Source organism: Mesorhizobium sp. WSM4935, from assembly GCF_029625735.1.
Taxonomy (GTDB): Bacteria; Pseudomonadota; Alphaproteobacteria; order Rhizobiales; family Rhizobiaceae; genus Mesorhizobium.
The window spans coordinates 152,484-177,363 of the sequence record NZ_JARTVR010000006.1 but is presented as its reverse complement, the minus strand read 5'-3'; the positions used below and the strand labels follow the sequence as shown (position 1 = coordinate 177,363).

Sequence of the window (24,880 nt, the reverse complement as noted above, 5' to 3'; positions counted from 1 at the left end):
GTGGCTAGCCGCCCAGCGCCTCTATCTTCGCCCGCAATGCCGCGACTTCTTCCTCCAGCGCCTTGACCCGCGCTTCAAGGTCGGAGTCTGCCGGCGCCCGCGACTGCCAAGGCGCCGCCATCGCGGCTGCTTCCACCGGCCCGCTCAAGAGATGCACATAGCGCTCCTCGCGCTGCCCGGGCGCGCGTTCGAGCAGCTGGATCAGCGGCGGCCGGCGGCCGATCATCAAATCGAGATTGTCGCGAAGCTCCTCGATCGAGGCAAAGCGCGTCATGCGCTCCGAACGGGCGAGCAATTCATGCGCCGTCTGCGCGCCGCGCAGGAGCAAGAGGCCGACGACGGCGATCTGCGGCGTGGTCAGCGAAAAGCGCTGCGCCATCAAATGCTCGTAGCGCTCGACGCGCGAAGCGAAGGCCTGGCGCACCAGGCCTTTCTGCTCGAGCGTGCTCAGCGCCCGCCGGACTTCCGTCAGCTCCAGCGCCATCACCGGCTCACGCGCGGTCTTCTGGTTGGCGGCCTGATGCGCGCCGTTGAGCGTCAGTGGATAGACGTCCGGCGTCAGCTCCTTCTTCTCGATCAGCGAGCCCAGCACGCGCGCTTCGACGGCGGAGAGAAGGGGGAGATCGGTCATTGGTTGGCATCCTTTTTGGCGCTGGAGGGACAGCACCCCTCTGGCCTGCCGGCCATCTCCCCCGCAAGGGGGCAGCAGTTGCGGCGCCGCTCGCCCCTTGTTGCAATGTCGGAGATTAGCGAAAGCCGTTATGACAGCCAATCTCCCCCCCTTGCGGGAGAGATGTCCGGCAGGACAGAGGGAGGTGTGAAGGAACGCTGCGTTCGGGATTGTCGCGAGCGATCAGCCGAAGCCTAAACGCGGCGCTCCACCATCATCTTCTTGATTTCCGCGATCGCCTTGGCGGGATTGAGACCCTTCGGGCAGGTCTGCGCGCAATTCATGATGGTGTGGCAGCGATAGAGCCGGAACGGGTCTTCGAGATTGTCGAGCCGCTCGCCCGTCGCCTCGTCGCGGCTGTCGATCAGCCAGCGATAGGCCTGCAGCAAAGTGGCCGGGCCGAGATAGCGGTCGCCGTTCCACCAATAGCTTGGGCAGGACGTCGAGCAGCAGGCGCACAGGATGCATTCATAGAGCCCGTCGAGCTTCTCGCGATCCTCATGGCTCTGCAGCCATTCCTTGGCGGGCGTCGGCGAGACCGTCTGCAGCCACGGCTGGATCGAGGCATGCTGGGCGTAGAAATTGGTGAGGTCGGGCACAAGGTCCTTGATCACGGCCATGTGCGGCAGCGGATAGACCTTCACCGCGCCCGAAATGTCCTCCGCGCCCTTGGTGCAGGCCAGCGTGTTGGAGCCGTCGATGTTCATGGCGCAGGAGCCGCAAATGCCTTCGCGGCAGGAACGGCGCAGCGTCAGCGTCGGGTCGATCTTGTTCTTGATCCACAGAAGCGCGTCGAGAACCATCGGGCCGCAATCGTCCATGTCGACGAAGTAGGTGTCCATGCGCGGGTTCTCGTCGTCATCCGGCGACCAGCGGTAGATGCGGTATTCGCGCAGGTTCGTCGCGCCCTCCGGCTTCGGCCAGGTCTTGCCCTGCTTGATCTGCGAATTCTTGGGAAGCGTGAGTTCGACCATTACCTGCGGTCCTTTCGGATGACGAGCTTCAGCCCGGACCAGATTTCGTTGACGGCGGCGACCTTGACGTCGACCAGGTCGCGCTTCAGCGCCTCGGCGCGGATCACATCCTCGGTGACGTCGGTCGGCACCTTCGAGGCCTTCTTCGGCCAGGAGACCCAGACCATGCCGTCGCGCTTGATCGCCGTCTCGATGTCGGCCAAGCCGTCCTCGATCTCGGCGCGCCGCCGGGTGAAGGCGTGCACGGCATCGTATTTCCGGCTGCCCGAGATCGCCGACCACTTCGGCAGCCGATCGACCTCGGCGAAGGACACCGCTTCAGCAAGGTCCTCGAGCTCCGGCGGCAGCGCGATGAAGGCAGCGACCATGCCGTCCTTCAGGCCGAGCTTGGCCGGAAGGGGCGTGCCGGAATATCCCGCGGCCGCCAATGCCATGGTCAGTAGACCCTCGCCTTCGGCGCGATCTTGGCCAGGCTGATGCCGCCGTCCGTCTCTGCCAGCAGCGGCTCGGTATGCACCGGCCGGTAGGTGAGCGTCACCGTGCCGTCTTCGCTGAGATGCGCAAGCGTATGCTTGCGCCAGTTGGCGTCGTCGCGCTTGTCGAAATCCTCACGCGCATGCGCGCCACGGCTCTCCTTGCGCGCCTCGGCGCCGTAGACCGTGGTGATGGCGTTGGCCATCAGGTTCTCCAGCTCAAGAGTCTCGACGAGGTCGGAATTCCAGATCATCGAGCGGTCGGTGACTTTGATGTCCTTGAGCTCGCCCCAGAGTTCCGAAATGCGCTTGCAGCCGTTCTCAAGTGATTCCTGCGTGCGGAATACGGCGGCGTCTTCCTGCATGGCGCGCTGCATTCTCTCGCGCAGCACCGCCGTCGGAATCGAGCCGTTGGCGTGGCGCAGCCGGTCGAAGCGCTCCATGATCTTTTCGACCGAAGCTTCATTGGGTGACGGGATCGCCGATTTGCGGTCGATCACCTGGCCGGCGCGGATGGCGGCCGCCCGCCCGAACACGACGAGGTCGATCAGCGAATTCGAGCCAAGCCGGTTGGCGCCATGCACCGAAGCGCAGCCGGCCTCGCCGACGGCCATCAGGCCGGGCGACACGCGGTCGGGATTCTCTGGCGTCGGGTTGAGCGCCTCGCCCCAGTAATTGGTCGGCACGCCGCCCATATTGTAGTGCACCGTCGGCAGCACCGGGATCGGCTCCTTGGTGAGGTCGACGCCGGCGAAGATCTTGGCCGATTCGGAAATACCCGGCAGCCGCTCATGCAGCACGGCCGGGTCGAGATGGTCGAGATGCAGGAAGATGTGGTCTTTCTTCTTGCCGACGCCGCGGCCCTCGCGGATCTCCAGCGTCATGCAGCGCGAGACGACGTCGCGCGAGGCGAGGTCCTTGGCCGACGGCGCGTAGCGCTCCATGAAGCGCTCGCCCTCGGAATTGACGAGATAGCCGCCCTCGCCGCGCGCGCCTTCGGTGATCAGGCAGCCGGCGCCGTAGATGCCGGTCGGATGGAACTGCACGAACTCCATGTCCTGCAGCGGCAGCCCGGCCCTGGCCGCCATGCCGCCGCCGTCGCCGGTGCAGGTATGCGCCGAGGTGGCGGAGAAATAGGCGCGGCCATAGCCGCCCGTCGCCAGCACCACCATCTTGGCCGAGAAACGGTGGATGGTGCCGTCGTCGAGGTTCCAGGCGACGACGCCGGTGCAGGTGCCGTCCGGTTCCATGATCAGGTCGAGCGCGAAATACTCGATGAAGAACTGCGCGTTGTTCTTCAGCGACTGGCCGTAGAGCGTGTGCAGGATGGCGTGGCCGGTGCGGTCGGCGGCGGCGCAGGTGCGCTGCACCGGCGGACCGTCGCCATAATTCATCATGTGGCCGCCGAACGGCCGCTGATAGATCTTGCCTTCCTCGGTGCGCGAGAACGGCACGCCGTAATGCTCGAGCTCGTAGACCGCAGCCGGCGCCTCGCGCACCATATATTCCATGGCGTCGACGTCGCCCAGCCAGTCCGAACCCTTGACGGTGTCGTACATGTGCCACTGCCAGGAATCCGGGCCCATGTTCGACAGCGAAGCGGCGATGCCGCCCTGCGCGGCAACGGTGTGCGAGCGGGTCGGGAACACTTTGGTGATGCAGGCGGTGCGCAGCCCCTGCTCGGCCATGCCGAGCGTGGCGCGCAGCCCGGCGCCGCCGGCGCCGACGATCACCACATCGAATTTGTGATCGACAAAAGTGTAGGCGGAAGCGGTGCCGGCGATATTTGCGTTGGCCAAGACGTCAGCCTCCGAATGCGAGTTTGAGCAGGGCAAACAGCGAAGCGACGCCGACTGCTACCGAAAAGAATGTATTGAGGGCGATCAGGGCCAGCTTCATGCCCTCGCCATGCACATAATCCTCGATGATCACCTGCATGCCGATGCGCATGTGATAGAGCGGCGAGATCAGCACCAGCCCGAGCATGACCGCCACCAACGGGTTCGCAAGCGCCGCCCGCACATCCGCGTAGTCATGGCCGTTGACCGCGATCAGGAAGCCGACGAAGAACAGGATCAACGGAATGTTGGCGATCGCCGTCAGCCGCTGCCGCCAGAAATGCCCGGTGCCCTCGCGGGCCGAACCGAGGCCGCGGACCCTCGCCAGCGGCGTGCGCATGTCCGTGTTGTTCGCGCTCATCAGAAAGCTCCCCGCGCCATGTAGCCGGCGATCCAGATCAACAGCGTGAGCACGATCGAGCCGGCAAGCGTCGCCCAGGCGATCCTCGACGCGGTATGTTTTTCCAGTCCAGCCCCGGTGTCCCAGATGAGGTGGCGCAGCCCGCCCAGCATGTGGTGCATCAGCGCCCAGGTGTAGCCGAACAGAACCAGCCGGCCGATCCACGAACCAAATGCCCAGTTGACCCAGTCGAAGGCGGCCTGCGAGCTCGCGGCGGCGATCAGCCAAGCCGCCACCAGCAGCGTTCCGAAATAAAGCGCGCCGCCGGTGATGCGATGGATGATCGACATCGTCATCGTGATCGGCGGCCGGTAGACCGTCAGATGCGGCGAGAGCGGCCTTTCACGTCTGGCAACTGCGCGGGTGGCTGGTGATTTGCTCATGGCTGCCCCAGTTCGGCGTCCCGAATGCCGCTACCGAGAAGCAGCGTTTTCCGCCCCTCATATATGGCTCCGGACAGGCGGTTTCTAATGCGCTTTTTGCACCGCGTCAAAGCCGGAAAATCGTTTTGGAAACGTCATTTAGTCTGACAAATTGGCGGTGTGCGCTTCAATCGATTAGCGGCTGTTTCGAAGCCGGCGCAGCGTTTCGTTGCAGTGCAACAGAAGGGCTATCGCCGGCAGGTCTGCGGCGTCGATCCCCTCTTCATCACCAGCGCTTCGCGTCCGTCGATCACGATTGCGTCATGCGTCGCCGCTTCCTGGTAACGGCTGCTCTGGTTGGCGGGCGAGGCCGCGAATTCCTCGGCCGTGCCATCCGGGCGGACCACGCGCAACGACGAGCCGAGATTCTGGATGGTGATCATGCCGCCATTGCCGCATCTGTAGGTGGCCGTGCCGATGCGGAATCGTGGCACAGTAAGGTCGGTGACGATCTTGGTCGCGGGCGCCGCAGGCGTCTTGGTCGTTGCAGGTGCCGGGGCCGTAGTCGGTATCGGAGCCGCGCCGGGTATGGGGGGCGTTGCAGCTGCCGCCGGCGCCACAGGTGCGGCGGACTGCGGGGCCGGAGCAGCCGAGGCGGCGGGCGGCGCGGCATTAGCCGCCTTCGGCGCGCCGTCCTGCGGCACGCAGGCCGCAGCCGCGAAAAGCAGCGGGATGGTGATCGACACCCGGACCCTGTGGCCAAAGCTCATGCGCTGCCCTTTCATGCGCGGCACGCTACAGCAATTCCGGGAAAAGTGTGAACGGTTGGGTTCGGCGCCTCGCCATTGCCTTCCATCCGGAATTGCGTCGAAACAAAGAAAGGCGGCTGCCTTTTCCGTGAATCGGTGGACCGCTGTAGACACGCGGCGCCGCAAGATCAAGTTCACGCCGAGTCAGCCCAGCTCCGGACCGCCTCGCCGCCTGGGAACCCGGCCCTCCAAAAATTAACCATGTTCCTTAAGAGCCGGCGCCCGAAAGCCTGCCGCCTCTTAACAAAGGTTAAGAAAGGGTTAATTTCCGATTCGAACCGGAATGCGGGCGCGACCTCGCGCCGATCAAGGGAGAGCGACATGCGTTCGAAATCAGTGCGGGCAAGCATTGCCGCCGCGGCGCTGGCAGGGCTGGTGACGGCGATCGCCGCGCCGGCCGAAGCCGGCTTGCGCCATCACGACCGCGTCTATGCCGATTCCTTCGGCAATCTCGTCATCGACAGCGCCGCCGGCTACAAGCGCATCATCGTCGGCGAGGGCAAGCTCGCGAAAAAACTTTCCGAATACACCGGCGCCGGCCAGCCGGATGTCGTTTATGACGACGCGGACGAGGTCGGCGCGCCCGGCTGCTACCAACCGCCGGTGCTGGTCAAAGGCCGCTCCTATATGTACGGGCTTTCCGACGGCGAGATGCCCAATCTCAGCCCCTGCCGTTGAAGATAACCGGCGCTGACGGCGCCGCAGCGCGCCTGACACGCGCAGACAGTCGTAGCGTCAATCTCCACGCATACTGCGACTTCGCCGTAACCTTGCCGCCGCGATTGTAGATTTGCCTCAGCCGACGGCGAACGGCTCGGCAACGAAGGCGGCCTCGGGCCTCTCATATGAGAGCCGCACGCTGTCGCGGCCGTTCTTCTTGGCCTTGTAGAGCGCCTCGTCGGCGCGCCGCATCAACGGCATCAGCCCTTCCCTGCCGGAGCGGGCGGCGACGCCGAAGCTCGCGGTGACTCTGATGCCGGCAGGCAGGCCATCGATCGCGCCGGCCGAATAGACGGCACGGATCGCTTCGGCGAAGAGCCTTGCCGAGGCAAGGTCGCTCAGCGGCAGAAGCACGGCGAACTCTTCGCCGCCGACGCGGCCGGCAGCCCCGCGCGCGCCGGTGGCGGCGCGCAGCTTGGCGGCGAAGTCGGCGATTACCCGGTCGCCGGCCTCGTGTCCGTGCTGGTCGTTCAGCGCCTTGAAGTGATCGAGATCGGCCAGCACCAGGGCGACGGGAAAGCCCGCCCTGCCGCACTGGTCGAGCAATAGGGTCGCCCGCTCCTCGAAACCGCGGCGGTTGAGGATCCCCGAGAGCGGATCGGTATGGGTCTCGGTCTTCAGCGCCTTCATCACATCGAGCGCCGCGGCCGTGAACAGGCAAAGCGCGATCAGCAGCGACAGCAAGGCGTGCGACAGCAGCGCCGTCGTCCAGTAGGACGAGCCGTAGAAGCCGTCATAGCTGGGGAACGGCCCATGCGCGATGACGACGATCAGCGTGCGGGCAATGAAATTCAGCGCGGAAAGCAGCGACAGCGCGAACAGGATCTTTTCGGTCGGACCGTTGTGGCGCACCGTTCTGAGTTCCGCGGCGACCAGCAGGCTGAGCGCGCCGAAGCCGAAATTCATGACCAGCACGCGCCAGGTGAGATCCGGCTGAACGAACATGAACCAGATGAAGGCGGCGAGCCCGCCGCCGGTCACGATGCCGATGCCGACATAGGGCACGCGCCGCCCGTAGCGCGCGATAATCGCGCTGGAGAGGCAGCAGGCCGCGATCGTGAAGCAGATGTTGGAAACGAGCTTGGTCAGCGCCACGCCCATCGGAAGCGTGAAATATTGCAGCAGGAAACCCGGCGCCGACAGGCAGTAGCTCGCGCCAAGCGCCGCCAGATACGGACGATGGCGCTGATAGGACCACAGCAGGAGGAACGCAGCGCCGAGCGCCAGCGCTATCGTCGGATTGAGCAGCGCTATGAGCAGACCGGTGTCCAAAGGACCGCGACTTTCCCAACTTACCCAAGGGGAGATATAAGGGGGCAAGCCCAAACAAGCGGTTAAGCCCCCGATAGACCCATCGCGTGCCACGCGGAACCGGCCTGCCGGAGCGGCGTTGTCCGGCCAGACAGGAGACGCCAGACGGGAGACGATCGAGATGGCCGACACGATCACTTTGACGAACCACGATGAAATCCGCTCCTGGGCGGCGGCGCGCGCCGGCTTCCCGGCCATCGTCGACGTCTCGCCAGAGGCCGGAACGCAGGCTATGCTGCGGCTGGTTTTCGGGCAGAACGCCTATGAGGACACCGACCGCCCGGAGCGTCCGATCAACGCCGGCGGCTACGAGCTCGTGGAGTGGGACGAATGGTTCAAAATCTTCGACGAGCGGAAACTGGCATTGGTCGTCGCCGCTGATCAGCCCGGCCGGCGCGAGGAGTTCCACGAGATCATTCGCAGGTAGATCGCTAAAAGCAAAGGCCCGGACGTCCTGTCCGGGCCTTTGTGAGCTTGCGGCTGGGCCGTTACTTCCAGTCGCGGATGTCGACGAAATGGCCGGCGATCGCGGCGGCCGCCGCCATGGCCGGCGACACCAGGTGCGTGCGGCCCTTGAAGCCCTGGCGGCCTTCGAAATTGCGGTTCGAGGTCGAGGCGCAACGCTCATGCGGCTTCAGCCGGTCGTCGTTCATGGCCAGACACATCGAGCAGCCCGGCTCGCGCCAATCGAAGCCGGCGGCGAGGAAGATCTTGTCGAGGCCTTCGGCCTCCGCCTGTTCCTTCACCAGGCCCGAGCCCGGCACGATCATGGCGTTGACGCGCGGATTGACCTTCTTGCCCTCGACCACCTTGGCGGCGGCGCGCAGGTCCTCGATGCGGCCGTTGGTGCAGGAGCCGATGAAGACGCGGTCGAGCGCGATATCGGTGATCTTGGTCCCGGGCGTCAGCCCCATATAATCGAGCGCGCGGAGCTTCGACATACGCTTGGTCTCGTCCGCGATCTCTTCCGGATTGGGCACGATGCCCTGCACGGAGACGACGTCCTCCGGCGAAGAACCCCAGGAGACGATCGGCGGCAGCTTTTGCGCGTCGAGCACGACGACCTTGTCGAAATGCGCGCCCTCGTCGGAATGCAGCGTCTTCCAATAGGCGAGCGCCGCATCCCAGGCGGCACCCTTCGGCGCGCGCGGCTTGTCCTTGACATAGGCGAAGGTCGTCTCGTCCGGCGCGATCAGGCCTGCGCGGGCGCCGCCTTCGATCGACATGTTGCAGATCGTCATGCGGCCTTCCATCGACAGCGAGCGGATCGCTTCGCCCGCATATTCGATGACGTAGCCGGTGCCGCCGGCGGTGCCGATCTCGCCGATGATGGCGAGGATGATGTCCTTGGCGGTGACGCCTTCCGGCAGCTGGCCGTCGACGCGCACCAGCATATTCTTGGCCTTGCGCTGGATCAGCGTTTGCGTCGCCAGCACATGCTCGACCTCCGACGTGCCGATGCCATGCGCCAGCGCGCCGAACGCGCCATGCGTGGAGGTATGGCTGTCGCCGCAAACGATGGTCATGCCCGGCAGCGTGAAACCCTGCTCCGGCCCGATGATGTGGACGATGCCTTGGCGGACGTCGTTCTCGGAATAATAGTCGATGCCGAAATCCTTGGCGTTCTTGGCCAGCGCCTCGACCTGGATGCGGCTCTCCTCGTTCTTGATGCCGAACTTGCGCTCGGGCGAGGTCGGCACGTTGTGGTCGACCACGGCCAGCGTCTTTTCCGGATGGCGGACCTTGCGGTTGCTCATGCGCAGGCCTTCGAAAGCCTGCGGGCTGGTGACCTCGTGCACGAGATGGCGGTCGATATAGAGCAGGCAGGTGCCGTCGTCCTGGCGGTCGACCGTGTGGTCGTCGAAGATCTTGTCGTAGAGGGTGCGCGGTGCGCTCATGTGCGTAAAATCCGTCGATATGAGAAATGGGAAAAGCCGGCGCGGCTTTCCGCCGGCGAGCGACTTCGATCAGACGGCCAGGCTAAGTCGGCTGGTGAGCGCGCCACAGACCCGCGCGGCAAATCGCGACGGCAGGCGCTTTCTGTCCTGCAGCACGAAACCCTTATAGGCCGGATCGCTGAAAAGCTTTTCCATGGCGGGGTAGATAGCAATGTTTTGGCTTTTCGGCAATTAGCGGCAGGATCTGGTTTCCTCGCCCGTCACTTCCACCCCGGAGGACAGAGGCAGAACGCAGTGTCGGCGAATAGCTCCCTTCCTCTCCCCCGTCGATCGGGGGAGAGGTGGCGAGCGAAGCTCGACGGAGTGGGGGTCGACCTGGCTCAGCCACGGTTATTTCAAACCGAGCAATGCCTCGGCCTGATCGGGCTCTGGGGCAGGTTGTCAGCGGCAGCGCATTTGAGGACCGCCTTCCCCCACTCCGTCGCTGCTTCGCAGCGCCACCTCTCCCCCCTCCGGAGGGAGAGGAAGGGAGCCAAGGTCGGCGAGCTCACCCTTTAGAGCACCTCGAACACGAAAGTCTTCACCAGCGCGTCCGGATCGCCGATCGCGTAGCAGCGGAACCACGGGCTCTGCTCGACCAGGCGCCATTTCCCCGTCTCTATCAGCTCGTCGAACACCGCCTGGAAGCCGCCGCTCTCGAACACCTGGTCGCGCACGGTGAAGATGGCGTGGCCGCCACCCTTGGTGATGCGCACCAGCTCGTGCAGGCCGGAAGCCGGCGCATGGCCGATGGTGAAGACGCCGGTCGAGAAGAAGGCGCGGAAATGCCGGTCGGGCCAGGGCAGAGGGCCGCCGAGCATCGCTTTCTTCAGCTCGCTATAGGCCGGCTTGCCGCCGGCCTGCCGGCTGCCGGCGATCTTCAGCATGTCGTCGGAGAGGTCGAGCCCGGCGATGTCGCCATAGCCCAAGGCCTTCAGCGACGGCCCCGACAGGCCCGTGCCGCAGCCGGCGTCGAGCAGCGGGCCTTCGCCCCCCGGAACATGCCGCGCCACCCAGGCGGTGATCAGGAACGGCAGGAGATAGCCGAGCGAGGCGGTCTCGCTGTCATAGGTCGCGGCCCAGTCGGCATAGGCCTTGGCGAGCCCTTCCGGCGAGTCGGCCGAATAGACGGAATCCAGCGCCGCATTGGCCTTGTCGAAATTCATGAAACAGTCCTCCCGGGCCTTGGGGTGTGTTGAGATTCGGGTCAGGCCGAGCCGAAAATGGTGGCTTTCGAGAGCCGGAGCGGAGCGGACATTCGGGTCCGTGAGTACCGGAAGCGCAGAAAACCATCATTTGCAGGCCGGCGTCACCTGAATATCAACATACCCTGGATCGTAGCGCGGACTTTTGCTGCCCGCTATTCCTGATGCTGGCGGCGCAGCCGCTGCTCCAGCGCCCGCAGCGCCAGCGACAGGCCGACGGTCAGGATGAGATAGATATAGGCGACGATCGAATAGGTCTCGAAGAAGCGGAAGGAGCCCGCGGCATAGATCTTGCCGATCTGCGTGATGTCGGCGACGCCGAGCACCGAGACCAGGGATGAATCCTTGACCATGGCGACGAAGTCGTTGCCGAGCGGCGGCAGGATCATGCGGATCGCCTGCGGGAACACGATCAGCCGGAAGCGCTGCGCCCGGCTGAGCCCGAGCGCCTTGGCGGCTTCGATCTGGCCTCTCTCGACCGACTGGATGCCGGCGCGGAACACTTCCGAGATGAAGGCCGAATAACCGATGGTCAAAGCCATGATGGCCCGCCACAGCAGCGACACGTCGCGCACCAGCAGTTCGCCGATCAGGCCGGCGCTCTGCAGCGGCGCGGTCAGCGCATTCCAGGCCGCGACGAAGGCCGGCGCGCCGGCAAAGGCGATCCAGAACAACAGCACCAGGATCGGCACACCGCGGATGATCTCGACATAGAAACGCGCTATCTGCCGAAGCCATTGCGATCCCGACAGCGCCATCAGCGCGATGCCGAGCCCAAGCGCCGAGGCCAAGGCGAAGGCGACAACGGTGACGAAGATGGTGATGCCGATGCCCTTGGCGACGGTGGCGAAGACTTGCGCGTAGAGATCGCTGGAAGCGATGGAGAGCGCGGCGGCCAAAGCAAGGACGGCAGCCGCGGCCAGCCACCAGGGGAATTCTGGTTTGGGGGTGGATATAGGCGTTGCCATCAGGCGATGCCGGCAAGGTCGTTGCGAAGGTCGCGTTCCGGCACACCCCCCTCTGCCCTGCCGGGCATCTCCCCCGCAAAGGGGGAGATCAGATGTCGCGTAGGCTTTCGCCAATTTTCGACGTCGCAGGATTGAGCTAGAGGCCGGAGCTGCCAATCTCCCCCCTTGCGGGGGGGGAGGAGAGGTCCGCGTAGCGGACGAAAAGCCAATTGCTTGGCTTTTCGAAGGACGAACGCCCGGAGCGACAGCGAAGGGCCGGGGCCGGCAGGGCAGAGAGGGGGGCCTGGGCGCGACGTCAGCGCGATTTCCTGCAAACTCACCGCGCGCAACAAGACGAGCTCACTGCCCCATCTTGTAATCGAGGAACCACTTCTTGTTGAGCTTGTCCAACGTGCCGTCCGCCTTCAGCGAAGCGATCGCGGCATTCACCGGCTTCACCAGGTCCGAGCCCTTCGGGAAGATGAAGCCGAAATCCTCAGTGCCGAGCGGTCCGCCGATCAGCTTCAGCTTGCCTTCGGAGGCATCGACATAGCCCTTGCCGGCGGTGCCGTCGGTCAGCACCACGTCGACGTCGCCCGACTTCAGCGCCTGCACGGTCGCGCCGAAGGTCTCGAACAGTTTGATGCGCGGGTTCTGCTCGTTGCCGTCGAGGACGCTGTAGACGGCGGTGTAGAAGGGCGTCGTGCCGGGCTGGGCGCCGATCAGCCCGTCCTTGAAGGCGGCGAAGCTCTTGGCATCGGTGAAGCGGCTTTCGTCGCCGCGCACCAGCATGAACTGCTCCGAGCGCATATAGGGGTCGGAGAAGTCGACCTTCTCCTTGCGATCGTCCTTGATGGTGATGCCGGTCATGCCGATGTTGTACTGGTTGTCGGAAACCGCCTGGATCATCGCGTCCCAGGAGGTGTTCTGGTACTCGACCTTGAAGTTCAGCCGCTTGGCGATCTCGTCCATGGCGTCATATTCCCAGCCGATCTGCTTGCCGGTCTTCTTGTCGATGAACTGCAGCGGCGGATAGGCGTTTTCCGTCACCACCACGACCTTCCTGCCGCCAAGATCGGGCAGATTGTCGGCGAGCGCGGCGACAGGCGCGAGAAGGCAGGCGAGCAGTGCCGCCAGCAGCAGTTTCGACTTGGTCATGACAAACTCCCGAACGTGATTGGCCGCACGATCCCCGCGCGCCAGGACAAATCAGGCGCCGACTTTAGCTTTCCGCATGCGCCATGCAAGCCGGTCCGTATTGCCGCCGGTCGGCCAATACGTGAATCGATGCTCTTCGAGGAAGGTTTTGAGGACGGCCTTTGCGGCGTTCAGTTCCGATCGGCCGTGGCTTCGCGCAAGCCGGCGACCAGGCGTGTCAGCGTGCCGTGCAGGGCCTTGAGCTCGGCCCGCTCCAGCGGCATGCCGCAGGCTAGCCCTTCCTGCACGTCCTTCATCTTCGCCCGCAGCGCCTCGCCCTTCGCGGTCGGCTCGACAAGCACCCGGCGTTCGTCGGCGGTATCGCGCCGGCGCGTCACCAGGCCGCCCGCTTCCATGCGCTTGATCAGCGGCGTCAGCGTCGCCGAATCGAGCCCAAGTGCCGCGCCGAGCTCGCCGATCGTGCTCGGCGAATGCTGCCACAGCGCCAGCATCGCCAGATATTGCGGATAAGTGAGGCCGAGCGGATCGAGCAGCGGCCGGTAAAGCTTCGTCATCAGCCCGCTTGCCGAATAGAGCGCGAAGCAAAGCTGCTGGTCGAGGCGCGGCACCTCGAGCGCCCCGGCATGCTGTGCCGAGGCTTGCCTGGTCGTGGTTTCCGTCGTCGTCGTCATGCAGCCTTTGCCGAGAGCGCCACGTCGATATTGCCCCGAATGGCGTTGGAATAGGGGCAGATCTTGTGCGCTTCCGATACAAGCGCCTCGGCGCCCGGCTGATCAAGCCCCTTAATCTCCGCCGCCAGCGCGACACCGAGCCGGAATCCGCCCTGGTCGTTCGGATAAAGGCTGACCGTGGACGTGACGGAAGCGCCCTCAAGCGGCAACTTCTGCTGACGGGCGACGAAGCGCACCGCGCTCTCGAAGCACGCGGCGTAGCCGACGGCGAAGAGCTGCTCGGGATTGGTCGCGCCACCCTTGCCGCCGAGTTCCTTCGGCATCGCCAGATCGACCTTGAGCAGGCCGTCGCTGGTCTCGCCATGGCCGTTGCGGCCGCCGCTGACGTGAGCTTGGGCGGTGTAGAGTGCAGACATTCTCGATCTCCATTGATTTGTGCACAATTATTTAGTGTACAAGATAATTTGCGGTCAATGCCGGTGCGGCGGTTTTCCTGCGGTAAGCGATCACAGCTCGGTGAAAACGAAAAAGGCGGCCGAAGCCGCCTTTCCAAAACCTGTCTCGCAAAAGCCTTATTCGGCGGAAGCGGCCTCGGCGGCCTTCTTCTCGGCGGCTTCCTTGGCGGCCGTCTCGGCGGCCAGCGCCTGAGCGGCGGCGACCTTCTCGGCCTCGATGCGGGCACGCTCGGCGTTCAGCGCATCACGCTCTTCGTCGTTCAGCTTGCGGGCGCGCACGCCGGTGTTTTCCGAAATGCGGGCGGACTTGCCGCGGCGGTCGCGCAGATAATAGAGCTTGGCGCGGCGAACCTTGCCGCGGCGCACGATCTCGACGCCCTCGACCATCGGCGAGTAGACCGGGAACACGCGCTCGACGCCTTCGCCGTAGGAGATCTTGCGTACGGTGAAATTTTCCTGGAACCCCGAGCCGGAGCGGGCGATGACGACGCCCTCATAGGCCTGGACGCGGGTGCGGCTGCCTTCGGTGACGCGCACCTGGACGCGCACGGTGTCGCCCGGCTGGAATTCGGGCAGTTTGCGCTTGGCTTCGATCTTGGCGGCCTGCTCGGCCTCGAGCTGACGGATGAGATCCATCTCAATATCCACTTCTTGTTCTTCCGACAGTCAGAGCGTCCTCAACTCGCCTTGCAGTTCCATCGACCGCTCGGCTATGCCCTTTGTCGAAACATCGGGCAGGGACGGCTACACCGCACTTGTTGACGGGTCCGGAAGATCGTTCTTCCGGTTCGGGCGGCGACATACAGCTATTTCGGCGCTTTGTCACGCCCTAATGCGTGTCGCCCGGAAGTGCGAGCGGTTCTGGGACCACGACACGCATCAAAAAGGACCTCGAGGCGTATTTTTTGCGCTCATGGCACCATCGCATCGTCGCCGTGCCGGGTTGCACAAGCCTTGCAAGCTTTCTAAGCGGGGAAAAGTCCAACTTCCAGGCCCGCCTAATGACGCTCTACGATGCCGTCCTGCTCTTCCTCTCCGGCTTTGCCTCAGGCGCCGCCAATGCGGTCGCCGGCGGCGGCACTTTCCTGACCTTCGGCGCCATGACGCTGGTCGGCCTGCCGCCGATCGTCGCCAACGCCACCTCCTCGGTGACGCAGCTGCCGGGTTACATTACCTCGACGCTCGCCTATTGGATCGATATCCGGCATTTCTGGCGCGGCGCCCTGCTGCTATGCCTGATTTCCGCGCTCGGCGCGCTGGCCGGCTCGCTCATCCTGCTCGCGCTGTCCAACCCGTCCTTCCGCGCCCTTGTGCCCTGGCTGCTCATCGCCGCGACCGCGCTGTTCGCCGCCGGGCCATGGCTGAAGCCCGCGGCGGGGCCGGAGCACCAGGCCTCGGTAGGCTCCCTCGCCGGTTCGCTTGTTCAATTCGCGACCGCGGTCTATGGCGGCTTCTTCGGCGCCGGCATGGGCGTGATGATGCTGGCCACGCTCGGCCTGACGCAAGCCGGCGATTACCACCGGCTCAACGCGTTGAAGAACATGCTGTCCATCGTGATCGCGGTCGTCGCCATCCTGGTTTTCGTTTCCGGAGGCGTCGTCGCCTGGCCGCAGGCGGTTGTCATGATCCCGGGTGTGGCGCTCGGCGGCTACGCCGGGGTGTGGATCGCCAAGCGCGTGCCGCAGGCCGTGGTGCGCGGCTTCGTCGTCGCGGTCGGCCTGCTTCTGGCTTTCTACTATTTCACCAAAGGCTGAGGCGGGATCGGTAGCTCAATGCACGCGGCCCTGTTCGACAAAGCGTAGCCTGTGCCGATCACGAACGTGTTCGATAAAGTATCGACCTTTAGAAGAAGCCGCGGCGAAGGCCGTATAGATCTCGGGCTCGACCCCCTCGTAGTCATAGCGATCACCGCTGGGGTTGAACCATATTGAAAGGACCTTGGTCAACGGATCGTAGCTCACCTTCTGAATGGCAGTGCGTAAGGCGGGTCGCCGGTCCATTGTAAGCTTTTCCGACTCGGCCCGGCGCCACTCCGCTATTTTTTTGTGATTGCCGGAGATTAGCACATCCGGGATGGGCCTGCCCTCAAACTCTTGCGGCCGCGTGTAGTGCGGATGCTCAAGCCGATCGTTCTCAAAGCTCTCATCCTCACCCGACGCCGCATTGCCCATGACGCCGGGCAGCAGCCGCACCACGGCATCGAGCAGCACAAGCGCCGCCGGCTCGCCGCCCGACAGGATGAAATCGCCGATCGAGACCTCTTCCAGTTCCCGCGCCTCGATCAGCCGCTGGTCGACGCCCTCGAAGCGGCCGCACAGGATGACGGCGCCCGGGCCGGCGGCAAGCTCCCGCACGCGGGCCTGCGTCAGCTGCCTGCCTCGCGGGCTCATCAGCAGCCTTGGACGCTTATCGCCCGGCGGCGAGGCGTGGTCGATGGCGCGCGCCAGCACGTCGGCGCGCATCACCATGCCGGCGCCGCCGCCGGCCGGAGTGTCGTCGACGGTGCGATGCTTGTCGGTGGCGAAATCGCGGATCTGGATGGCCTCGAGCGACCATGTGCCGGCCTCCAGCGCGCGGCCGGCGAGTGACAGGCCGAGCGCCCCCGGAAACATCTCCGGATAGAGCGTCAGCACCGAAGCGGCAAAGCTCAACGGTTGCCCCCGGCGTCCTTCGGCCCGCGCGGCCGGCCCTTCGGGTCGAAACCGGACCGGCCCGGCGCCTCGCTTTCCTCGTCGTCGACCAGCCCGGCCGCGAGCGGATCGACCTCGACGAAGCCGTCGGCGATAGAGACATGCGGCACCGCGGCCTGCGTGAACGGGATCAGCACGCCCTTCCGGCCGGCAAGCGTGACGTCGAGTATGTCGCCGCCGCCGAAATTATGCACGGCGACGATCTTGCCGATGACGCCGGTATCGTCCCTGACATCGAGGCCGATGAGATCGGCGTGATAGAACTCGTCCTCCTCGCCGTCGTCGGGCAGCACCCAGCGGTCGACGAAAAGCTCGGTGCCGGCCAAAGCCTCGGCGGCATTGCGGTCGTTGACGCCCTTGAAGCGCACCACCACTACAGTCCCGGCCGGCCTGATATCGGTGATCTGGAAGGTGCGGCCGTCCTTGGCATGAAGCGGGCCGTAATCGGCCAGAGCCAGCGGATCGCCGGTGAAGGCTTTCACCCGCAATTCGCCCTTGATGCCGTGCGCGGCACCGATCACGGCCATCTGTACGGGATTTTCGAGCTTCGACATGGGCGGCGCTTCCTTTGCCCTGCTCTAATCCCGTCAAGCCATCATTTCAATGAGGGCCTCTTCACCGCTTCCTAACCCGCATGCCCGAAACTGCCCTCATGCAGGAATTTCTCATCCCGGCAAAACCCGATCTCCAGGCGGCGCGCGAGACCTGGCTGAAGACGCTCGCGCATGAGCGCCGCCTGTCACCGGAGACCGTCGAGGCCTATGAACGCGACACCCGCCAATTCCTGCATTTCCTGACCGGTCATTGCGGCGGCGCACCCGGCATTTCGGACATTGCCGACCTGCGCCCCGCCGATTTGCGCGGCTTCCTCGCCGCGCGCCGCAATGAAGGCGCCGGCGCACGCACGCTGGGACGCGGCCTTGCCGGCATCCGCTCGCTGCTGCGCTTTCTCGAAAAACGCGGGATGGTCAATGCGGCTGGCGCGGCGGCGCTGCGCGCGCCACGCCAGCCGAAATCGCTGCCCAAGCCGCTGACGGCGAGCGATGCGAAACAGGTCGTGGCCGTCGAAGGCCAGCTTGCCGACGAACCCTGGATCGCCGCCCGCAACGCCGCCGTGCTGACGCTCCTCTACGGCTCCGGCCTGCGCATCTCGGAAGCGCTTGGGCTCACCGGCGGCGACCTCGCCACGGAAGCCGACACCGTGCTGCGCGTCACCGGCAAGGGCGGCAAGACGCGGCTGGTGCCGGTACTGCCGGTGGCCCGCAGGGCGGTCGCCGAATACCGCCGGCTCTGCCCTTTCCATATCGGTCCCGAGGGCCTGCTCTTCCGTGGCGCGCGCGGCGGCCCGCTCAAGCCGGCCATCGTCCAGCGCGAGATGGCGAAGCTCCGATCGGCGCTCAACCTGCCGGACACCGCGACGCCGCATGCCCTGCGCCACTCCTTCGCTACCCATCTGCTTGGCCGCGGCGGCGATCTGCGCACCATCCAGGAACTGCTCGGCCACGCCAGCCTATCGACCACGCAGATCTACACCGGCGTCGACACCGCGAGGCTGCTCGATATCTACGAGAAGGCGCATCCAAGGGCGTGACCCCCGGACTTCAATGGGCGCTTCCGCTAACCACCATCCGGCAGCTCACCGCACCGCGAACAATTTCGCTCCGCTGATTAACCGTTTTGCCGCTTTTCAGCGCTAAGACCCTTTCCATGAAACGCGTCATCGCCATCGCCGACCGCGCGGCCCTTGTCTCGTTGAAGCTGCTCGTAGCGCTCAACCTGCTGTTTTTCCTGTCTTTCCTCGTCGTTCTGGTGCTTGCGGGCCGGGCGCATGCCGAAACGCCCAATTGCGTGGGTACCGATCTTCTGTCCGCGCTGGAAAGGAACGATCCCGCCGCCTTCAAGAAGGTCGAAGCGGAAGCGGCGACGGTTCCCAACGGCAAGGGCCTGCTGTGGAAGCTGGAGAAACCGGGCGAAAAGCCGTCCTACTTGTTCGGCACCATGCACATGACGGATACGCGTGTCACCACGCTGCCGGCAGCCGCGCAAAAGGCCTATGACGGCGCCGACACCATCGTCATCGAAACCACCGATGCGATGGACAAGGCCAAGATGATGGCCGCGATGGCAAGCGAACCCGGCTTGATGATGTTCACCGACAACACCACGCTGTCGTCGCTGCTGTCGCCCGAAGATGCGGCGGCGTTGAACAAAGGGCTCGACGCCCGCGGCATTCCGCCGGCAACGGTCGCCAAGATGAAGCCGTGGATCCTGTCGGCGATGATGGCGCTGCCGGCTTGCGAGGTGGCGCGCCAGAGCGCCGGCGAACCCGTGCTGGACATCAAGCTGGCCTCGGAGGCCAAGGCCTCGGGCAAGGACGTCGAAGGACTCGAGACCGCCGTCGATCAGCTGCGCGCCATGGCCTCGCTGCCGCTCGAATTTCACATGAAGAGCCTGGTCGAGACGATGAAGCTCGGCGACAAGGTGAACGACGTGAACGAAACGATGATCGTGCTCTACCAGCGCGGGGAGGTCGGCATGTTCTGGCCGCTCTTCAAGGCGGTGCTGCCCGACGCCGCCGACGACCAGGCCGGCTATGCCGCCTTCGAGCAGGCTATGATCACCAGCCGCAACAAGGTGATGGCCGCGCATGCCGGGCCGATTTTGGCCAAGGGCAGCGTCTTCATGGCCGTCGGTGCCATGCATCTGCCCGGTCCGGAAGGACTGGTCGAGGATTTTCGCAAGGCAGGGTATAGTGTTACCGCCGTCAACTGAGTCGTCTGGCGGCTGGCGGACCTGAAAACGCCGGTTTTTCAGCGCTTTCCGTCCGTTCGCGTGAAACCCGATCCGGGCTCAGCGCGTTGATGGCTGTTATTTTGATGACTTTCATCCAAGGAGGACACGTTTCATGGCGAACCCTAACGATCCCTACACCCCTTCGAGCACGCCTCCCCCCTCGCGTGGCGGTGGTGGCGGCAGCGGGTGGCTGATCGCCCTTGTTGTCATTATCCTGGCCATCGTTGCGTATTATGTCTTTGGCAGAAGCGGCGGCGAGCATGGCCCCGCCACGGCTGAGCCCCCGGCTGCCAGCACGCCGGCTCCCGCGCCCGCAACGCCAACTCCGGCGCCCGAGCCGGCACCTGCGCCCACTCCGGCGCCAGCCCCGACTCCTGCACCCGCGCCGACCCCTGCTCCGGCGCCTGCTCCGGCTCCGGCTCAGTAATCGGGCTGCAGCTTAAGAACGAACGGCCCGCCGAAAGGCGGGCCGTTTTGTTCGGGGCAACCACGCCTTGTCCTACTCGGGCTTGATCCGAGTATCCATGCGGCCACTGTTGCCATAGAGTGCAACGGTGCAGAATCTGTAATTGTTGCAAAGCCTTAGCGTCACGGCATGGATTCTCTGGTCTGCGCTGCGTCGCTCCACTCCTTGCTTCGCCATAGAATGACGAGGTCGCGAGCTACGGCCCTTACCGACTAAATATGGATCGGCTTGAAGAACGTCGCCAGCGCCGCTTCCTTCACCGCTTCCGACATGGTCGGATGCGCGTGGCAGGTGCGGGCGAGGTCTTCCGACGAGCCGCCGAATTCCATCAGCACCGCCGCCTCGTGGATCATCTCGCCGGCGCCGAAGCCGACGATATGGACGCCGAGCACGCGGTCGCTCGCTTTGTCGGCCAGGATCTTCACGAAACCGTCGGTGTGCAGCATGGCGCGCGCGCGGCCATTGGCGCTGAACGGGAATTTCCCGACCTTGTAGTCGATGCCTGCCTTCTTCAATTCCTCCTCGGTCTTGCCGACGGAGGCGATTTCCGGGCTGGTGTAGACGACGCTCGGGATGACGTCGTAGTTCACATGGCCGGCCTGGCCGGCGATCGTCTCTGCCACCGCGACACCCTCGTCCTCGGCCTTGTGCGCCAGCATCGGCCCCGCGACGACGTCGCCTATGGCATAGATGCCGGGGACATTGGTCCTGAGATGCCCGTCGGTCTTCACCCGGCCGCGCTCGTCGACCTCGACGCCTGCTTCCTTCAGCCCGAGGCTGTCGGCATAGGGGCGCCGTCCGGTGGCGACCAGCACCACGTCGGCCTCGATGGTTTCGGCCGCGCCGCCCTTGACCGGCTCGAAGGTGACGGTCGCGCCCTTTTTGGTCTTGAGGACGCCGGTGACCTTGGCGCCGAGCTTGAACTCGAAACCCTGCTTGGACAGTAGCCGCTGGAACTGCTTCGATACCTCGCCGTCCATGCCGCCGAGAATGGTGTCGAGGAACTCGACGACCGTGACCTTGGCGCCGAGCCTGGCCCACACCGAGCCGAGCTCCAGCCCGATGACGCCGCCGCCGACCACCACGAGGGTGGCGGGCACCTTGGCCAGCGACAGCGCGCCGGTCGAGGAGATGATCACCTTCTCGTCGAAATCCACCTTGACGCCCGGAATGCCGGCGACGTCGGAGCCGGTGGCGATGACGATGTTCTTCGTTTCGATTTCCTCGACCTTACCGTCCTCGCCGGTCACAGAAATCTTGCCGGCGGAAATCACCTTGCCGGTGCCGCGGAAGCTGTCGATCTTGTTCTTCTTGAACAGGAAGGCGACGCCGTTGACGTTGGAGGCGACCGTCGCGTCCTTGTGCGCCATCATCTTCTTCAAATTGAGCTTCGGCGCCGGTAACTCAATGCCCAGCGTATCGAAAGCATGGCCGGCTTCCGCGAACATCTCGGAGGCATGGAGCAGCGCCTTGGAGGGAATGCAGCCGATGTTGAGGCAGGTGCCGCCGAAGGTTGCGTCCTTCTCGACCACCGCCGTCTTCAGGCCGAGCTGCGCCGCCTTGATGGCGCAGACATAGCCGCCCGGTCCCGATCCGATGATTACGACGTCATAAGCCATGAAACTGTCCTTTGCTTTGGCGCCTATCGGCCGCCGCTCACATTCAGGATCGCGCCCGTTACATAGGAGGCCGCATCCGACAAAAGATAAAGAACCGCGCTCGCGACCTCATCGGCCGTGCCGGCGCGTTTCATCGGCAGCGCGTCCTGCATCCGCGCCACGCGGTCCGGCTGGCCGCCCGAGGCGTGGATTTCGGTCTCGGTAATGCCGGGGCTGACTGCATTGACGCGGATACCTTCGAGGACCACCTCACGCGCCAGTCCGATGGTCATGGTGTCGATCGCGCCCTTTGAGGCGGCGTAATCGACATATTCGCCTGGCGAGCCGAGCCTGGCGGCCGCCGAGGACAGGTTGACGATGGCGCCGCCCTTGCCGCCGTGACGGGTCGACATGCGCTTCACCGCTTCACGGGCGCACAGGAACGAACCGACGACATTGATGCGCATCATGCGCTCCAGCCGCGCCATGCTCATCTCGTCGACCCGGGCCTTGACGTCGACGATGCCGGCATTGTTGACGAAGGCGTCGAGCCGGCCGAAGGCCTGGTCGACGGCTTCGAACATCGCAATCACATCGGCCTCGCTGCCGACATCGCCTTTGACCGCGAAGGCATCGCCGCCTGCGGCTTTGAGCTCGGCGACCAGCGCATCAGCCGCCGCCTGGTTGGACACATAATTCACCGCCACCAGGTAGCCGGCCCGGTTCGCCTGCCGGCAGATCGCGGCCCCGATGCCCCGGCTGCCGCCCGTGACCAGCAGCGTCTTTTTTTCCGCGCTCATTCCTGGCAGCCCTTTAGCACGAAGATGTCCCATGGCACTTTGGAGAAGCCGGCCGGGCCATAAGCGGCTGACATTTCGAGCGAGGGCCCGAGATCGGGGAAGATCAGGCTTTTCGGCGCGTCGGCGCCCTCGGCCGGCAGCAGGCCGACGCCGCCCTTCTCGTCGGCGCTGTAGATGACGCCTTCCCAGACCGTGCAGGCGGCAAGCTCCTCGCCGGTGACGTCGCCGGTCGGGCACTTATACATCAGCGATCCATGCGGCCGCGCCGCCGATCCCTCGGTCCACATCGCGATGCCGTCGAGCACGACATTGTTGTCGAGGATCATGCGGAATGCGTTGGTGATCGTGGCCGAAGTGCCGGCCGGGGTGAAGTCGATCTCGGCGCCACTCTGGGCCTCGCCATAGACAGCAAGCTGGATCGGGCAGGCGGCCTGGGCGCCTGAATTCGCGGCTGCGAGCGCCAGCGATCCGGCCATCAATCCGATCAGGGGCGAGGCGGCATTCGTCATCACTTGGCCTGGTCGCTCTCGCGGCCGTCGGCGTTTTCAAGCACGCCGAAATCGGTCATCAGGACCACCGGCTCGCCGGTCGCGTCGAGTCCCCAGAAGGACGGGTAGAACCCGTCGCCCCAGCCGCTCCAGAAAATCGCTATGTTGACCGGACTGCCGGCGGCCGGACGGTGCATGACGAACCGGTCCTGGTTGGGCGCGAACTCGGCCGCCAGCACATCGTCATAATAATTCTGGTCGAGCTTGAGCTTGTCCTGCGCGGCCGACATCAGGGCCATCGCCGCCTTATCCATGAACGAGCCGAGGCCGGCATCGACGGGATAGCCGAAGATCTCGTCGCCTTTCAGCGTCGAGACGTCCTGGTCTGGCAACGTCGCGAGCTCCCAGCGCACTGGCACGCCAGGCCGAAAGCGAAGGAAGGCCGCCGCCACGCGGCCCTGCGCCTCGAACAGCGTGACCGGATAATGCCCGGGCTTCACCTTGCGGGCCAGCGCCGGCCAATTGTCGTCCGTGATCAGGGGATCGCAGGCGATGATCTCGCCGGTCGGCAGTTCCAGCTCGCCGATCGGCGTGACCGTGATCCTGCGTTCCGCCAGCTGCGCGTCGGAGAGCGCGAATATGCCGAAATTGCTGCTGGCCATGGAGACATCCCAGTCGGCAGCAATTGCCGGTGCCGGTATGGCAGTGGAGACGCCGAGCAGAAGGAGGCTGCGCCGCAAACCGCGGCCCAGCTTGAACCCCAACCCTTCCAGCCAGCCGCTCACAGCGCGACCGACCTGCTCACAAATCGAGCACCAGCCGCTCGGGATCCTCCAGGCTTTCCTTGACGCGCACCAGGAAGGTCACGGCTTCCTTGCCGTCCACGATGCGGTGGTCATAGGAGAGCGCCAGATACATCATCGGCCGGATGACGATCTGACCGCCGACCACCACCGGCCGCTCCTGGATCTTGTGCATACCGAGGATGCCCGACTGCGGCGCATTCAGGATCGGCGTCGACATCAACGAGCCATAGACGCCACCGTTGGAAATCGTAAACGTGCCTCCTTGCATGTCCGCGACCGACAGCTTGCCGTCGCGCGCGGCAAGGCCCAGCCGCCCGATCTCCTTTTCGATCTCGGCGATGGACATCTGGTCGGCGTCGCGCACCACCGGCACCACCAGGCCCTTGTCCGTGCCGACGGCAACGCCGACATGGGCGAAATTCTTGTAGATGATGTCGCTGCCGTCGATCTCGGCATTGACGGCCGGGATTTCCTTCAACGCATGGGTCACCGCCTTGGTGAAGAAGCCCATGAAGCCGAGCTTCACGCCATGCTTTTTCTCAAACACGTCCTTGTACTTGGCCCGCAGGGCCATCACCGCGCTCATGTCCACCTCGTTGAAGGTGGTGAGCATGGCGGCGGTCGACTGCGCTTCCTTCAAGCGGCGCGCGATGGTCTGACGCAGCTTGGTCATGCGCACGCGCTCCTCGCGCGGCGCATCCTCGGCCGAAGACGGCGCGCGAGCTGCGACGGGCGCTGGAGCAGGAGCAGCCTTCGGCGTCTCGGCCGGCTGCGACGGCGCGCCCTTGGCGATGGCGTCGAGCACGTCGCCCTTCAGCACCTGACCGCGCTTGCCGGAACCGGACAACTGGTCGACCGAGAGATTGTGTTCCGCGATCAGCTTGGCCGCGGCCGGGGCTGGCGGCATGGTGCGCGGCTCGACCGGACCGGCATCGCCGGCCATCTTGGCGGTTTCGGCCGCGGCCTGCTTGGTGGTGGACGCGGCGTCGGGGCTGGAAGCCTGCGCCACCGCCTGCGGCTTCGTGGCAGGAGCGGCGGCCGCGCCGCCCGCCGAAATCGAGCCGAGCAGCGCACCGACATTGACCGTCTCGCCTTCCTTGACGGTGATCTCGGCCAGCGTCCCGGCGCCCGCGGCGGGCACTTCCACCGTCACCTTGTCGGTTTCGAGCTCGACCAGCGGCTCGTCGGCGGCGATCGCGTCGCCGACCTTCTTGAACCACTTGCCGACAGTCGCCTCGGTGACGGATTCGCCGAGAGTGGGGACGCGGATTTCGGTAGCCATTGTGCCTGTCCGTTCTCTTGTCTTCTT

Annotated in this window: 27 protein-coding genes; 5 read left to right on the top strand and 22 right to left on the bottom strand. The window is 65.0% G+C overall.

Annotation, left to right across the window (positions count from 1 at the left end; all coding sequences use genetic code 11):
- Positions 1-4: 4 nt before the first annotated feature.
- The 7 genes from P9273_RS16890 to P9273_RS16860 form a co-directional block, all read right to left on the bottom strand.
- Positions 5-631, bottom strand: a complete 627-nt coding sequence (locus tag P9273_RS16890) for a YceH family protein (protein WP_278049926.1) — start codon at positions 629-631, stop codon at positions 5-7.
- Between the two features lie 233 nt (positions 632-864).
- Positions 865-1,644, bottom strand: a complete 780-nt coding sequence (locus tag P9273_RS16885) for a succinate dehydrogenase iron-sulfur subunit (protein ID WP_278049925.1) — start codon at positions 1,642-1,644, stop codon at positions 865-867.
- Positions 1,644-2,078, bottom strand: a complete 435-nt coding sequence (locus P9273_RS16880; RefSeq protein ID WP_278049924.1) for a DUF3052 family protein — start codon at positions 2,076-2,078, stop codon at positions 1,644-1,646. Before P9273_RS16880 ends, P9273_RS16885 begins: the two co-directional genes overlap by 1 nt.
- Before the next feature lie 2 nt (positions 2,079-2,080).
- Entirely contained in the window at positions 2,081-3,916 is a 1,836-nt protein-coding gene (gene sdhA / locus P9273_RS16875; RefSeq protein ID WP_278049923.1) for a succinate dehydrogenase flavoprotein subunit, read from the bottom strand.
- 4 nt (positions 3,917-3,920) lie between these two features.
- Positions 3,921-4,316 carry a succinate dehydrogenase, hydrophobic membrane anchor protein gene (gene sdhD, locus P9273_RS16870; protein ID WP_278049922.1) on the bottom strand — a complete coding sequence of 132 codons (396 nt, stop codon included), beginning with the start codon at positions 4,314-4,316 and terminating at the stop codon, positions 3,921-3,923.
- Positions 4,316-4,738, bottom strand: a complete 423-nt coding sequence (gene sdhC, locus P9273_RS16865; RefSeq protein WP_278049921.1) for a succinate dehydrogenase, cytochrome b556 subunit — start codon at positions 4,736-4,738, stop codon at positions 4,316-4,318. The genes sdhD and sdhC overlap by 1 nt, the downstream gene beginning before the upstream one ends.
- Before the next feature lie 227 nt (positions 4,739-4,965).
- Positions 4,966-5,487, bottom strand: coding sequence for a hypothetical protein (locus P9273_RS16860; protein WP_278049920.1), 522 nt, complete (start codon positions 5,485-5,487; stop codon positions 4,966-4,968).
- A 360-nt stretch (positions 5,488-5,847) separates the two neighbouring features.
- On the opposite strand from P9273_RS16860, the gene P9273_RS16855 reads away from it, so the two are divergent.
- Positions 5,848-6,204: a hypothetical protein gene (locus tag P9273_RS16855; RefSeq protein ID WP_278049919.1), complete on the top strand. Its 357-nt coding sequence runs from the start codon at positions 5,848-5,850 to the stop codon at positions 6,202-6,204.
- 117 nt (positions 6,205-6,321) lie between these two features.
- On the opposite strand, the gene P9273_RS16850 is transcribed toward P9273_RS16855, so the two are convergent.
- A complete protein-coding gene (locus P9273_RS16850; protein WP_278049918.1) occupies positions 6,322-7,518 on the bottom strand; it encodes a GGDEF domain-containing protein in 1,197 nt (398 codons plus the stop codon).
- 160 nt (positions 7,519-7,678) lie between these two features.
- Between P9273_RS16850 and P9273_RS16845 the strand changes: the two genes are divergently transcribed.
- Positions 7,679-7,984, top strand: coding sequence for a hypothetical protein (locus P9273_RS16845; protein WP_040996388.1), 306 nt, complete (start codon positions 7,679-7,681; stop codon positions 7,982-7,984).
- A gap of 61 nt (positions 7,985-8,045) precedes the next feature.
- Here the strand turns inward: P9273_RS16845 and leuC are convergent, their stop codons facing one another.
- The 7 genes from leuC to rplS form a co-directional block, all read right to left on the bottom strand.
- Entirely contained in the window at positions 8,046-9,455 is a 1,410-nt protein-coding gene (gene leuC, locus P9273_RS16840; protein ID WP_278049917.1) for a 3-isopropylmalate dehydratase large subunit, read from the bottom strand.
- 554 nt (positions 9,456-10,009) lie between these two features.
- The gene (locus P9273_RS16835; RefSeq protein WP_278049916.1) at positions 10,010-10,660 is read right to left on the bottom strand and encodes a class I SAM-dependent DNA methyltransferase; all 651 of its coding nucleotides are present in this window, start codon (positions 10,658-10,660) and stop codon (positions 10,010-10,012) included.
- 194 nt (positions 10,661-10,854) lie between these two features.
- Positions 10,855-11,667, bottom strand: a complete 813-nt coding sequence (locus tag P9273_RS16830; protein ID WP_040996383.1) for an amino acid ABC transporter permease — start codon at positions 11,665-11,667, stop codon at positions 10,855-10,857.
- Positions 11,668-12,006: 339 nt separating this feature from the next.
- Positions 12,007-12,804, bottom strand: a complete 798-nt coding sequence (locus tag P9273_RS16825) for a transporter substrate-binding domain-containing protein (RefSeq protein WP_040996381.1) — start codon at positions 12,802-12,804, stop codon at positions 12,007-12,009.
- A gap of 170 nt (positions 12,805-12,974) precedes the next feature.
- On the bottom strand, positions 12,975-13,475 hold the full coding sequence (locus P9273_RS16820) for a MarR family winged helix-turn-helix transcriptional regulator (RefSeq protein ID WP_278049915.1): 501 nt from the start codon (positions 13,473-13,475) through the stop codon (positions 12,975-12,977).
- The gene (locus P9273_RS16815; RefSeq protein ID WP_278049914.1) at positions 13,472-13,891 is read right to left on the bottom strand and encodes an organic hydroperoxide resistance protein; all 420 of its coding nucleotides are present in this window, start codon (positions 13,889-13,891) and stop codon (positions 13,472-13,474) included. The genes P9273_RS16820 and P9273_RS16815 overlap by 4 nt, the downstream gene beginning before the upstream one ends.
- Positions 13,892-14,047: 156 nt before the next feature.
- Positions 14,048-14,566 carry a 50S ribosomal protein L19 gene (rplS, locus tag P9273_RS16810; protein ID WP_040996377.1) on the bottom strand — a complete coding sequence of 173 codons (519 nt, stop codon included), beginning with the start codon at positions 14,564-14,566 and terminating at the stop codon, positions 14,048-14,050.
- 365 nt (positions 14,567-14,931) lie between these two features.
- On the opposite strand from rplS, the gene P9273_RS16805 reads away from it, so the two are divergent.
- Positions 14,932-15,684: a sulfite exporter TauE/SafE family protein gene (locus tag P9273_RS16805; protein ID WP_278049913.1), complete on the top strand. Its 753-nt coding sequence runs from the start codon at positions 14,932-14,934 to the stop codon at positions 15,682-15,684.
- A gap of 15 nt (positions 15,685-15,699) precedes the next feature.
- Here the strand turns inward: P9273_RS16805 and trmD are convergent, their stop codons facing one another.
- Both trmD and rimM read right to left on the bottom strand, forming a co-directional pair.
- Positions 15,700-16,581 (bottom strand): tRNA (guanosine(37)-N1)-methyltransferase TrmD, encoded by an 882-nt coding sequence (trmD, locus tag P9273_RS16795; protein ID WP_442920231.1) that lies wholly within the window; start codon positions 16,579-16,581, stop codon positions 15,700-15,702.
- Positions 16,578-17,174, bottom strand: coding sequence for a ribosome maturation factor RimM (rimM, locus tag P9273_RS16790; RefSeq protein ID WP_278049912.1), 597 nt, complete (start codon positions 17,172-17,174; stop codon positions 16,578-16,580). Before rimM ends, trmD begins: the two co-directional genes overlap by 4 nt.
- A gap of 98 nt (positions 17,175-17,272) precedes the next feature.
- Here rimM and P9273_RS16785 point away from each other — a divergent pair, with 98 nt between their 5' ends.
- Together P9273_RS16785 and P9273_RS16780 are read left to right on the top strand one after the other, a co-directional pair.
- Positions 17,273-18,211, top strand: coding sequence for a tyrosine recombinase XerC (locus P9273_RS16785; RefSeq protein ID WP_278049911.1), 939 nt, complete (start codon positions 17,273-17,275; stop codon positions 18,209-18,211).
- A gap of 116 nt (positions 18,212-18,327) precedes the next feature.
- Positions 18,328-19,392, top strand: coding sequence for a TraB/GumN family protein (locus P9273_RS16780; protein ID WP_278049910.1), 1,065 nt, complete (start codon positions 18,328-18,330; stop codon positions 19,390-19,392).
- Positions 19,393-20,091: 699 nt separating this feature from the next.
- Here the strand turns inward: P9273_RS16780 and lpdA are convergent.
- The 5 genes from lpdA to odhB all read right to left on the bottom strand — a co-directional run bounded on the left by lpdA (position 20,092) and on the right by odhB (position 24,853).
- Positions 20,092-21,498, bottom strand: a complete 1,407-nt coding sequence (gene lpdA, locus P9273_RS16775; protein ID WP_278049909.1) for a dihydrolipoyl dehydrogenase — start codon at positions 21,496-21,498, stop codon at positions 20,092-20,094.
- A gap of 23 nt (positions 21,499-21,521) precedes the next feature.
- The gene (locus P9273_RS16770; protein WP_278049908.1) at positions 21,522-22,277 is read right to left on the bottom strand and encodes an SDR family oxidoreductase; all 756 of its coding nucleotides are present in this window, start codon (positions 22,275-22,277) and stop codon (positions 21,522-21,524) included.
- Positions 22,274-22,786, bottom strand: a complete 513-nt coding sequence (locus P9273_RS16765; RefSeq protein WP_278049907.1) for a hypothetical protein — start codon at positions 22,784-22,786, stop codon at positions 22,274-22,276. The genes P9273_RS16770 and P9273_RS16765 overlap by 4 nt, the downstream gene beginning before the upstream one ends.
- Positions 22,786-23,427 (bottom strand): DUF4241 domain-containing protein, encoded by a 642-nt coding sequence (locus P9273_RS16760; protein ID WP_278049906.1) that lies wholly within the window; start codon positions 23,425-23,427, stop codon positions 22,786-22,788. The genes P9273_RS16765 and P9273_RS16760 overlap by 1 nt, the downstream gene beginning before the upstream one ends.
- A 139-nt stretch (positions 23,428-23,566) precedes the next feature.
- Entirely contained in the window at positions 23,567-24,853 is a 1,287-nt protein-coding gene (gene odhB / locus P9273_RS16755; RefSeq protein ID WP_278049905.1) for a 2-oxoglutarate dehydrogenase complex dihydrolipoyllysine-residue succinyltransferase, read from the bottom strand.
- Positions 24,854-24,880: the final 27 nt, after the last annotated feature.